Origin of the sequence: Dietzia sp. UBA5065, assembly GCA_002415925.1 — a bacterium.
Lineage (GTDB): Bacteria > Actinomycetota > Actinomycetes > Mycobacteriales > Mycobacteriaceae > Dietzia.
Genome location: DIAZ01000187.1, coordinates 1 through 11,592, shown reverse-complemented (window position 1 = coordinate 11,592; position 11,592 = coordinate 1). Strand labels below are relative to the sequence as shown.

Genomic DNA, 11,592 nt, shown 5'->3' with positions numbered 1-11,592 from the left:
GGCGTCCGGATCGAACGCGACGATCGTGGACCGGGTGGAGGTGGGTGACGCACCCGTGACGACCGCGACCTCGCCCGCCGGGGTGACGGCCACACCCCCGGGGGCCACGACCGGGACGGACGCCACCCGATGGCCGGTGGAGTCGAAGGCCTCCACGCGGTCGCCGAGCAGACTGGTGACCCACATGCGGCCGCGGCCGTCGAAGGCCAGGTTCTCGCGCCAGCCCAGCACCGGGGTGCCGGCCTCGCCGAACGTCGCGACACGCGGAGCGGGCCCGTCGCACGGGGTCAGCGGGGCCAGCGACCCGAGCGGCGACGCCCCCGCGGCGGCGGGGACCGCGGCCGTCACCAGGGCGAGAGCCAGCGCCGCGGCGGACGCGGTGAGTCGTCGGGCAGGTCGCGTCCGCGGGTTCGGCTCCCGGCCGCTCGGTGTGGTGGTCATGGGTCGGATCCAACCACGCGGGTGGCCGCAGCGGCGCGGGCAGCCGTGATCGGGTAGGAACGAGAGGTCGGCTCGTCACGGGGATGAGCGGCGGACGAGGGGATGCCGGATGAGTGCGGAGCCAGGCGTGGACACCGTCGTAGGCGGCTCCGACCGGGTCGACACGCCCGGGTTGGCGGTGGGCGACCTCCGACCCACGGGCATCCACAACTTCCGCGACGTGGCCGGACCCGGATACGCCCTCCACCCGTCCGGGACCATGGCCCGCGGCCTGGTCTACCGCTCCACAACCCTGTCGGTCGGCGAGGAGGACCTCGGGATCCTCGAGCGACTCGGGGTGAGCACGGTGGTGGACCTGAGGACCGCCGAAGAGATCACCAAGCAACCCGACGTCATCCCCGACGGTGCCGACTACGTGGCCATCGACGTACTCGCCGGGCACACGTCGGCGGCCACCCTGACCGGGGCCGGGACCTTCAGCGTCGAGGACGCGCGCCGTGAGATGGCCACGACCTACGACAGGTTCGTCCTCGGAGACCACGAGCGGGCCGCGTTCGGCCGCGCGGTGCACACCGTGGCGGTGTCCTCCGGTCCCGCGATCGTCCACTGCACCGCGGGCAAGGACCGCACGGGCTGGATCTCGGCGGTCCTCCAGCTGCTCGCCGGGGTGCGGGAGGAGGACGTGATAGCCGACTACCTGCTCACCCGCGAGATGTCGGTGGAGTTCGTCGCGGCCATCCGGAGCTACGTGCGGGCGGAGATGCCCGGGCGGTACGAGGCGATCGACGTCCTCATCGGCGTCGAGGAGAGCAACCTCCGGCGCTCCCTTGACGCGTTGGACAGGGAGTTCGGCGACGTCAGGCGGTACCTGGTCGAGGGTGCCGGGCTGGACCAGCCCATGGTGGACGACCTCGGGGCACGGCTCAGGTCAGGACGATGAGCGCGCCGAGCGCGCCGCCGAAGGCGATCGCCTCGAGCGCCACCGCGACCGCGCGACCCGCCTCGGTCCGGCTCACGGCGTGCACCCGGGGCCCCGCCATCGTCATGGCGAACACCAGGACGATGACCGCCACCCCTGCCAGGGTGTCCGCCAGGCGCGCCGCCACCCCGTAGACCATCGCGACCCCGATCGCCCCGCCGGTGACGGCGGACGCGACGGCGGTCAACGGGGACGGGAGGACGGCGGCGGGGACCGATCCGTCGCGATCGGCGGTGTCGCCCACGGCAGGAGCCCGCGGGGCCGCGTGATCGGGCTCCCGGCTCTCGAGCATCAGACGTCGACTCATGAACCGGACCATACGGACGATTCCTGGTGACACACTGGCCTGCTCCTGAGATCTCCCCGGCATCGGCATCGACGCTGGTCAGCGGCCCGCTCGGGGCGGAGAGCTCCGTCACAGTGGGGTGGCCGGAGCGCCGCGTCGTGTGGACCACCCTCAGCTGAGGTCGCGCGTCACCACCGTGGCACGGCCGCCTCGGCAGAACACCAACTCGATCCGCGACACCGTCCGGCCGGTGGCGGTGCCGAGCAGGTCGGCGTAGGCGCACAGCTGCAGCAGGTACTCGTCGACGGTCCCGGTGGTGACGCCGACGTCGGTCTTGTAGTCGATGACGGACAGGGAGCCGTCGGGTTCCTCCACGACCAGGTCCACGACCCCGTCGACCGCGACCGTCTCCCCGTCGGCGGCGGACAGTGGTCCGGCGATCGGCAATTCCGTCCAGCGGGGTCTCCCGGCCGCCCGCCTGACGGGCTCCGACGTGAGGGCGGTCCGTGCGACCGAGACCATCTCCGCGACAGCCTCCGGCGTCGGGGTCCCGTTCAGCCCGCCCCCGAGGGACAGGGCGGTGAGCTGACCCGCAGCCCACTTCTCCCAGTCGGCCAGCGCGGAGGCGGGGTCGGCTGTGGGATCGAGCAGCCGCGCCAGGTCGGTGTGTTGGGCCAGGTGGTGGACCGCGGTCCCCACGTCGGGTCCGGACGCGAGTGGGACGCTACGGGGGGCGGGGGGCAGTTCCTCGGCGCGCGCGGGGGTCGGGGCGACGCGGTCCCGGAGCGCGACGGCCAATCGTTCGGGCAGCGGAGGCCGGACCGCCGGGTCGGGGTGCACGATCCGGGTCGCCGACCAACCCGCACGCTCGGCGGAGAGCGAGGTGATCGCCCGGCTCCTCCGGAGCCATCCGCTCTCCTCCGGAACGACGACCGGGGGTGCGACGGCGGGGTCGAGCAGGTTCTCGCCGTAGGCGACGAGTTCCGGGGCGTCGGGGATCTCCATGACGGAACCGAAAAGGGAACCCCACAGCTTCCTCGGCTGGGGTGTGGCGGACTTGGTGAGCACGTACCCGTGGCCGGAGACCGCGAGCCGACTCTCGGCGCGGGTGGTAGCCACGTAGAGCAGGCGGATCCGCTCGGCCAGCGACTGCTCCGCCTCGCGCTCGGCCGCGGCGCCGAAGCGGGGATCGCGGACGGACGTGGAGAAGGACGCGGCGGGACGGGGCGGGTCGTCGTCGGTCCACAGGACCCTGTCCCTGTCCGCGGGCCAGCCGCGGCTCATCCCGGCGAGCATCACCATCGGGTATTCGAGCCCCTTGGAGGCGTGGATCGTGGTGATCCGAACGGCGTCGACCCCGATCTCGGGGATGGCGGCCTCCGGGACCCGGGCGTCCTCGGCGGTGAGGGACAGCGCCCAGTTGGCGTAGTCCCGCAGGTCGGCGCGAGCGGGGTCGGCGGCGGAGTCCTCCCACTGCCAGGCGTGCTCGATCACGAAGCGGATGCGCCGCCACAGATCCCGGCGGCGCGGGGACTCGGCGGCCGATTCGAAGGCCATCCGGTCGTGCACGAGCCGCTCCAGCAGTTCCCCCGGCCGACGGGTGTCCGCGGCGAGCGCCGAGAGGTACCGGATCCCCTCCGCCACCGGGGAGCCGGACATGCCCTCGGGCGACGCGGCGACGGCGGAGACCCACGATCCGCCGGCGGCGCGCCAGCGGAGCAGGTCGTCGTCGCCGCAGCCGAACAGGGGGGAGCGCAGCGCACCGACGAGGGATGCCTCGTCCGCGGTGTTGGCGACGGCGCGCACGGCGAGCAGCAGGTCGCGGATCTCCGGGGTGCCGTACACGATCGACGACGCCTCGGTCCGGAAGTCGATCCCGGCGTGGTCGAGGCATGTCTCGATCATGGGGAGCGAGCCGCGGGAGGGCAGCAGGATCGCGATGTCGCCGAGCCGGAGGGGAGTCTGGTCGCCGTTCTTGGCCTCGTGCGTCCACCCCTGACTGATGGCGGTGGCGATCACCCGGGCGACATCCGAGGCCTCGGTCCAGTGGCGCCGGTGATCGTCGTTCGCGTCGGGGGGGCAGTGGTCGGGTTGTTCGGGCACGTCCTCCGTCCGGAAGATGAACGGGCCGGGCCCGTGGCGGGGGTCGTGGGCCGGCCTGTCGGGTGCGGGGTCGAGCTTCTGGTACTCGGGTTGAACGCCCTCCGCCGCCAGGAGCACCTCGTCGAACACGGCGTTCACCCAGTCGAGCACGGCCCTGGAGCAGCGGAAATTGGTGCTCAGCCGCTCGATCTCCACCCCGCGCCCGCCCTGGGCGCGCAGGTAGGTGGAGATGTCCGCACGGCGGAAGCGGTAGATGGACTGCTTGGGATCACCGACGGTGAAGAGCCTGCCCGCCTCCGGGCCGTCCCCCGATTCGTCTGCGGTGAGCAGCGTCGCGAGGTCGAGCTGGATGGGGTCGGTGTCCTGGAACTCGTCGATGAGGATTCGCGTGTACTGTCCCCTGACCCGCGCGCGGACCGCGTCCTGCCGGAGGAGTTCACGGGCCAGCACGAGCTGGTCGTGGAACTGCAGCGTTCCGTGCCTGCGGCGGGCGTCGGCGTGCCTGCGGACCACCGGGATGAGCGCGTCGAGGACCACGGCGATGCGGGGTCGCCAGTGCTCGGCGAGGATCTTCGTGCACAGCGAGGGCAGTTCCTTGATCTCGTCCTTGATGGTCTTGACGTTCTGGGTGCCTCCCCAGTTGGGTCCCCTCCCGCCGTTGCCGGGGCCGACGGGCTTGGCCAGCAGCTCGACCCACGTCGGTGACGCCGCCGGATCGGTGGCGGCGGCTTGCAGGTCCGTCAGCCACGTCTCGTGTCGACCGAGGGTCTGGTAGAGCTTGTCGGTCTCGTCCTGGCAGGAGTCCCGCCACCCCATGATCGAGCCGACGGCCGCGACGACCTCGGACAGGTCCGGCGAGGACGCCAATCGGGCGTCCCGGGGGCCCACCGGGTGGAGGGGGTCGGAGGGCAACCGGTCCCAGTCGCGGTGGAGCGCCTCGACGACCTCGCGGAAGGCGACCGTCCCGACCCCGGCGTCGAGCATGTCGTCGACCGCCTGGGCCAGGACCCCTGTGCGGGAGCCGTCCCGGTCGCCGCCGAACAGGACGGTCGCGCATTCCTGCCACATGGCGTCGAGGGCCGCCGCCTCGGCGGTGTCCTGCTGGGCGGTGACCCGCGGGGGGATCCCGGCCTCGAGGGGGTTCTCCGAGAGCAGTCGCAGAGCGAACGAGTGGAGAGTCCCGATCGCCGCGGTGTCCAACCCCGCGAGTGCGGCGTCCGCACGGGGCACACCGCGCTGGCCGACCAGATGCACGCGGAGCCGGTCGCGCAGCTCGGCGGCCGCCTTCTCGGTGAAGGTGATCGCGGCGATCCGCTCGATGGGCACGCCGTCGGCGATGATCAGGGCGCTGAGGCGGTGGACGAGGGCGCGGGTCTTCCCCGTGCCGGCCCCGGCCTCGACGAACAGGGTGGCCGCGGTGTCGTTCTCGACGCGGTCCCGGGCGGTCTGGTCTGGCAGCGTGGTCATGAGCTCGATTCCGATCCGGTGTCCGTCTGGGCCTCGGAGAGGATTCCCGCGAAGGCGGGATGGGAGACCAGGGGTTCCCGCCTCGACAACCTCTCCCACGCGCGGTCCAGGTCTTTGCCCCCGAGCAGGTCGGCCAGGTCCCGGTGAGAACCGCGCCCGCCCTTGAGGGGGAACCATCCCCTCTGGACGGCGTCGACCAGGTGCCCGACATCCGCTTGGACCCGGTCCATGAGACCGTCCGACACGGTGAGGGACACCTGCTCGAACTCGCCCCTCTCGGTGCAGTACCAGTACCTGACCTCGCTCACGGGCAGGTCCCGCGCGCTGGTGGCGGCCGCGGCGTAGAGGGGGAGCTGGAACCTGGTGCCGGTCATGGTGGGGTCGTCCTGGCTCGGGCGATCCTCCGCCCCGGGTGGCTTCCCGGTCTTGTAGTCGGTGACGCGCTGGGTGCCCGCCCGCGCGTCGAGACGGTCGATCGATCCGGTCAGGAGCAGGGTCCGGCGGCCGCGGGAGGTCGTCACCTCGAACGGGACCTCGACCGAGGGGGCGTCCGGTCTGTTCCGGCCGAATCCGAGTTCGGTGTCGGTGGGGCGCCAACCGCTCTCCGCATCGGCCGCGTCCTCGTCGAACCACCGACCGAGTTCCGCGGCGAGAAGGATCTGCCGCCGGCGCCACAGCGGGGCGAGCAACCCGGGGGCCGCCGAGACCGCGGCCTCGCACTCGACCCGGAGCGCGTCCATCAGCGCCTCACGGTCGGGTGCGCCCCCGCTGGCGATCCGTGCGGTGACGTAGCGCTGCAGGATCGCGTGGACCAGGTCGCCGTAGTCCCGCAGGTCCATCTCGATGTCCGCGGCCGGGTCGTCGAGCGTGCGCACCCCGAGCACGGTCCCGAGGTAGAACAGGTAGGGACTCTGGGCCCAGTCCTCGAGCCTGGTCGGCGACACGGGGCGGTCGAGGACCGTCACCAGGTCGCTCGCCGACGACGCGTCACCGGTGTAACGCGAGAACACGCCGAGCCGTCGATCCCGGCGCATCCGATGGGCGCGGACGAGCGGCTCCGGTGCGTCCGGACCGGCCCGCCAGCCGTCGGAGGCGAGGGCTCTCAGACGGAGCTCGGTCGTGGTCGCGGGGTCCGGACCGAGGACGGCCGGCGGGGTGAGCACACCGTCGACGAAGGACGGGATCGCCGTGACGGAGGGGCACCCGGCCACGTCCTCCTGCCAGTGGGTGGCGTCGACCGCCGTCCGCGCGAGGGCGGACAGGGTGGGCAGCAGCCAGCGCGACGGTATCCGGTTGCCGCCGCCCCGCATGGAGCCCCGGGGGAAGGAGCACATCCGATGCGTCGTGCCGGCGGCCAGCGCGAGCTGGAGAACCCGGTACCGCTCGTCGAGGAGCTCGGACGCGGGCGGCTCGACCGCACCCTCGGGCAGCAGCGGGTCGGGCCGGTGGAGCGAGGGCAGGAGACCCTCGGCCATCCCGACCACACACACCGTGTCGAGGTCCCTGCCGACCGCGTCGTCGATCGGCCCCAGGGCCACCCCCGCGCCCTCCTCGCCGACCCTGAGGCCGATCGAGTCGAGCCGGGTGGTGACGGCCCCGACGATCCGTTCGCGGGAGATCGAGGGAGCGATCGTGTCGAGGTCGGCGAGCGAACGGACCGCGGACCGTACCCCGGACCGGTCGGGGCTCGAGCGGAACACCCCGGTGAGCAGGGAGTCGACCGCCGTGACGACCTCGGACCAGGTCCGGGCGGAGTCCAGGAGGGCCAGGCCGGCGCGGAGCTGATCGATCAGCCGCAGCAGCGCGGCCGCGGCCGCGCGATCGGAGTCGGAGAACCCCGGCGCCGCGTCCGAGGTGATGGAGAGGTGGTCCCGCAGACGATCCCAATCGGCTCCGCCGATGACGGGGAACCGCGTGCGGGTGAGCAGTTCGAGGCGTCGCGACGAGACCGGTCTGCCCTCGGCATCCGGGACGATCACCGCCCCCTCGGCGACGATCGACAGCAGTTCGGCGCGCATCATGAGGTCGGGGTCCAGGCCCAGCAGCCGCGTGAGGGTGCGGCCGGCGGGGGTGCGCCCCGGCCCGGTGATCCCGGGGGAGTTGACGGCGATCTCCGCCTCCGCGAACGCGCGGAGCAGCAACCGCAGGTAGGGGTCCGGGGAGGGGTAGTAGATCCCGATCCGATGCCCGGGGACCCCGGCGGCCAGCCGCGCGCGGACGAACCGGACGATGGCCCTCACCTCGTCGTCCGCGTCGGACGCGTGCAGCACATGGGTCCCCGTGACGGCGCTCTCGGCCCCGGGCTCGGCAGCGGACGCCAGATGGTCGGCGCCGGTCCCGGGGACCGGCGTGATCCCGCGTTCGCGCAGCGCACCGCGGAGACGCCGCTCGGCCGCGGTCCCCCGGAGCGGCGCCGCCAGCACGATCCGCCCCAGCAGGTCCAGCCGCTCCAGCGCCGCGGACACCGCCTCGAACGGCGTGAAGTAGGCGCGACCCGTCATCGCGTGGGCCTGCTCCGCCAGCCGCAGGACCTCGCCGTGAAGCGGGGTCTCCGGGGCCACCGAGCCCTCCTCGACCGTCCCCAGGCGCCGGCAGGCCTGGGCCACCGCCAGACCGGTCACCGGTTCGGACGCGACCGCGCGCAGCCGACCGGGGTCGGCGTCGAGGGCCTTCTCCACCGCCGCCTCCAGAAGCGGGAGTGGCAGTGCCGCGCGAGGGGCCAGGGCGGGACCGGACAGCTCGGTGATCACCTGGGCGGCCGTCCGCACGGCGACGTTGACCGCGCCCCCGGACAGCGCCATCGCGCGGACGAGGTCCCTCGCGGCTCCGAACGAGGCCACGATGACGGTGATCCGGCCCATCGGGTCCGACCCCCGGAGCCGACGGACCTCGGCGACGAGGGGGGCGAGGGGGGAGGGCGAGTCCTGGGATCCGTTCACGGGGCCATCGTGCCCGACGGGTACGACAGTCCGGGTCGCTCCCACCCTCCTGCTATCTTCCGATCAGCCCGACCGGGACCGTGGTCGGATCAACCGGGGGAGCAGCACCATGTCGCAGGGCGGGGACGGCGGGTGGGGGGATCCCGGCGCGCAGTGGCAGGGGCGGGGTTACCGGCAGGAGCCCGACCGGGGGACCTCACCGGTGGTGGTCGCCATGATCGTCCTGCTGGCGGTCCTCGTCCTGGTCCTCGTCGGCGCGATCGCCTACCTCCTCCTCCGTCCCGGCGGGTTCTCCGGGGACGCGCCCGGCCCGGCGTCGGCGCCCCTCCGGCCGGCCCCGGTGACGGAGACCGCGTACTCGACCCCGCCGGAACGGGAGACCGTCACGGTCACCCGGCCGGCACCGGGGGCGGCACCGCCGCAGCGGAACGCCGGGTACCCCGCCGGCGCCGACGGCTCCGGATGGATCTCCGACCGGCAGGCGCGGTGCAACGCCGGTGACCCCGCCGCGATGATCGGGCGTACCACGCAGTCCGCGTTCGCCATCTGCGTCAACCCGGACAACGGCCGCTACTACTACCGGGGGTCCGCCGGTGGCGCCGGTGTCGAGGTGGACGACCCGGTGGTCGCCGGCGACTACGCGTCGGTGAGCAACAACGACGTCGTCTACTCGATCGACCCCGGTGGGATGCTGATCTATCAGGGCGGAGTCCTGATCTCCGACCAGCCGATGGTCGACTTCTGGGCCGGCTGAGCCCGCCCTCCCGACCAGAACCGACCCCGAACAGTGAGGTGAGCGCACGTGAGTCAGCTCGTGTCCTTCTACGAGACCGCGCCCGTCACCGACAGACGCGGTCTGCTCACGGACGTCATCCAGCGGCCGATGCAGGTGCGGTCGGGGTACGACGTGGTCGAGGGCGAGGTGGTCCCCCGCGTGGTCTACGTCCAGGCACCCATCGAGGGGCGGCCGCTGCTCGTGCCGTTCGGCCAGTACGACGCCTGGAGCCTGCGGCAGCGGTTCGAGGAGGCCCTGCGCGTGATGAACACCCTCGGGGCCTGCGAGATCGAGTGCGCGACCTACAGTGCGCGCCGCAACGCGGTCGCGGCGCGCGTGGGGGTGGGCCCGATGGCCGGGTGGGGCAAGGTGACCCGCACCCAGAGCACGGACTTCGACTACTCGTTCTCGGGTACCGGGGCCTCGCCCCGCGACCCCGGGCCGCTCCGGTGGACCAACATCCCCGGCCTCGACGCGGCCAAGCAGTCCGTGCTGCTCAACGGCGGGCGCCGGGTCGAGATCACCATCGAGAGCGAGTCGGAGTTCGCCGCGGACTCCGACCTCGCCCGGCGGCTCAAGTCCGCCGGCCTCGTGCTGGGGTTGGAGGGGCGGACCCAGGCCAAGACCCTGCTGAGGATCAAGGCCGAGTTCCCGGCCGTGTGACTCAGCGACGCCCCAGCCGCGCGGCGAGGTCGGCTCGGGTGGTGGCGAAAGTGAGCAGGAAATGCTCCAGGGAGAACTGCACGTGCCGGGGGAGGAACGGTCCGACCACCAGCGTGGTCCGCTGCATGACGTGGCGGCCGTCGAGCACCCAGGTCGTCCACTCCTCCTCGCGGTTCAGCCGGACCAACTCGACCGCGGCGTCCGTCCGGGAGCGGACCCCGCGGGCGACCCACGCCCAGATGCGGGCGGAGGCGTCGTCCTCGGCGCAGGTGACGTGCACGGGGTGGCCGTCGTGGTCGAAGACCAGGTCCCCGTCGTCGTCGACGATCGTGGGGCGTCCCGTGATCCGTTCCACGATCACCTCGATCCGCTCCCGGACGTCCTCGTGGCCGGTCACCTCGACGGCGACGTCGACCGGGTGGGGGGAGTCGGCCGGGTCGAGGCCGATGGGCACGCAGTCCGTGCGCACCAATCCGAGGCGCCCGACGCCACGCCCGACCGGGCCCTCCGACCGCAGCGTGAGCAGCTGCGGATGGGGGACCCCGAGCCGGTCCCGGCAGGCGCCGACGACCGCCCGCGCCAGGGGGCCGGCGTCGGGGGGCGAGGAGTGGACCAGCAGCTCCTGCGCCAGCGGGTGATCGGAGGTACCGACGGTTACCCAGGCGGGGGACCCGCCACCGCCGAGGTGGACGACGCACCGCCCCCGTCGCCCCGAGCGCTCCGGGGGCCCCGAGAACTCGATCGCCCCGGAGCTCCCCGGGCGACCGAGATGCACGGCGAGTGACCGCTCGAACCCGTCCCACGGATCGGACGTGGGACGGGGCGGGGAGCCCCCGTGGCCGGCGAGCCGACCACTCACGGGGGTCACGCCGACGGGGCCAGGGCCGCGACGTCGTCGACCGCCCGGCGCAGCTCGCGCGAGGCCGCGCAGTCACCCAGGCGTTCGGCGATCGCGTCGGCGATGGCGCCGTAGAACCACAGCTTCTCCTCCGGCCCGGCGTTGAAGATCCCCCACATCTCGTCGCCGAGCTTGTCGTGCGCGGCGACCATCGAGCGCAGGTTGTGGATCTTGTCGGCCGCCGAGATGAGCAGGCACTCCTCGGAGTCGTCGAGCAGGGCCGCGAGGTAGCCCTCCTTACGGACGCGCCACGGCGGGGTCTCCTCGCCGGCGGTCTTCTCCTCGGAGACGCCGCGGACGAGTTCGGTGACCCGCTCGCCGAACTCGGCCGTCATGTCGTCGGCCGAGTAGACCGACGGCGGCACGTCCTCGAGCACGTCGTGGAGCAGGGCGGCGACCGCCACGTCCTGGTCGTCCGTGAAGTCGGACACGATCATCGCCACCGCCACCGGGTGGGCGATGTAGGGCGTCGGGTCGTCCTTGCGGGTCTGGCCGACGTGGCAGCGGGCGGCGACCGCGAGCGCGCGGTCGATGGTGGGGGTCCAGGTCAGGGACATGGTGCACTCCTCTGGGGAGGGGGCCCGGCGCCGGGCGACGCCGCCGGGTCGTGGGCTCAGAGCCGGGGCTCGTCTCCCACACCTGCAGTAGACACCACGGGTACGACATGTGGGGCGCGGAGCGGTCCGCGCCGGCGCGGGTGGAACCGATCGGTGCGGCGGGGACGTCGTACCCCATGACGACGTAGGGGCGACGACGACGAGGTGAGCACATGCCCGACGGGACGATCAGGGCGGACGCCGGGCGTATCGCGAGCGCGGTCCCGGTGTTCCGGCACGCCGGCGATGCGGCGGCGGGGGTCACCTTTCCGCAGGTGGCGGCGGGGGTGGAGGCGGCGCTCCCCGGCGGGTCGGCGATCGCCTCGGCGGTGGACCGGGCGTGCGGCGCGGCGGCGGCGTGCGCCGCACGCAGCGCCGGCAGGCTCACCGGGTTGGCGGACTTCGCCGCCGGGGCGCACCGCTTCCTCGAGGCGTCGGACGAGGA

The 11,592-nt window shown here is 73.3% G+C and carries 9 protein-coding genes and 1 pseudogene; 4 read left to right on the top strand and 6 right to left on the bottom strand.

What is annotated here, in order from left to right; all coding sequences use genetic code 11:
- A pseudogene (locus B4M60_RS15690) lies at positions 1-441 on the bottom strand (hypothetical protein); the annotation flags it as partial.
- 127 nt (positions 442-568) lie between these two features.
- Between B4M60_RS15690 and B4M60_RS15685 the strand changes: the two are divergent.
- Positions 569-1,381, top strand: a complete 813-nt coding sequence (locus tag B4M60_RS15685) for a tyrosine-protein phosphatase (RefSeq protein ID WP_291086226.1) — start codon at positions 569-571, stop codon at positions 1,379-1,381.
- Here B4M60_RS15685 and B4M60_RS15680 read toward each other — a convergent pair.
- The 3 genes from B4M60_RS15680 to B4M60_RS15670 all read right to left on the bottom strand — a co-directional run bounded on the left by B4M60_RS15680 (position 1,365) and on the right by B4M60_RS15670 (position 8,215).
- Positions 1,365-1,727: a hypothetical protein gene (locus tag B4M60_RS15680; RefSeq protein ID WP_291086224.1), complete on the bottom strand. Its 363-nt coding sequence runs from the start codon at positions 1,725-1,727 to the stop codon at positions 1,365-1,367. The genes B4M60_RS15685 and B4M60_RS15680 overlap by 17 nt on opposite strands.
- 150 nt (positions 1,728-1,877) lie before the next feature.
- Positions 1,878-5,276, bottom strand: a complete 3,399-nt coding sequence (locus B4M60_RS15675; RefSeq protein WP_291086221.1) for a UvrD-helicase domain-containing protein — start codon at positions 5,274-5,276, stop codon at positions 1,878-1,880.
- On the bottom strand, positions 5,273-8,215 hold the full coding sequence (locus tag B4M60_RS15670) for a PD-(D/E)XK nuclease family protein (protein WP_291086218.1): 2,943 nt from the start codon (positions 8,213-8,215) through the stop codon (positions 5,273-5,275). Before B4M60_RS15670 ends, B4M60_RS15675 begins: the two co-directional genes overlap by 4 nt.
- Positions 8,216-8,324: 109 nt before the next feature.
- On the opposite strand from B4M60_RS15670, the gene B4M60_RS15665 reads away from it, so the two are divergent.
- Together B4M60_RS15665 and B4M60_RS15660 are read left to right on the top strand one after the other, a co-directional pair.
- The gene (locus tag B4M60_RS15665; RefSeq protein WP_291086214.1) at positions 8,325-8,969 is read left to right on the top strand and encodes a hypothetical protein; all 645 of its coding nucleotides are present in this window, start codon (positions 8,325-8,327) and stop codon (positions 8,967-8,969) included.
- Positions 8,970-9,017: 48 nt separating this feature from the next.
- Positions 9,018-9,653, top strand: a complete 636-nt coding sequence (locus B4M60_RS15660) for a hypothetical protein (RefSeq protein ID WP_291086211.1) — start codon at positions 9,018-9,020, stop codon at positions 9,651-9,653.
- A gap of 1 nt (position 9,654) precedes the next feature.
- Here the strand turns inward: B4M60_RS15660 and B4M60_RS15655 are convergent, their stop codons facing one another.
- The gene (locus B4M60_RS15655; protein ID WP_291086209.1) at positions 9,655-10,521 is read right to left on the bottom strand and encodes a T3SS (YopN, CesT) and YbjN peptide-binding chaperone 1; all 867 of its coding nucleotides are present in this window, start codon (positions 10,519-10,521) and stop codon (positions 9,655-9,657) included.
- Entirely contained in the window at positions 10,518-11,108 is a 591-nt protein-coding gene (locus B4M60_RS15650) for an HD domain-containing protein (RefSeq protein ID WP_291086207.1), read from the bottom strand. Before B4M60_RS15650 ends, B4M60_RS15655 begins: the two co-directional genes overlap by 4 nt.
- Positions 11,109-11,320: 212 nt before the next feature.
- Between B4M60_RS15650 and B4M60_RS15645 the strand changes: the two genes are divergently transcribed.
- Positions 11,321-11,592: hypothetical protein (locus tag B4M60_RS15645; RefSeq protein WP_291086205.1), on the top strand; the 272-nt coding region annotated here is incomplete at its 3' end.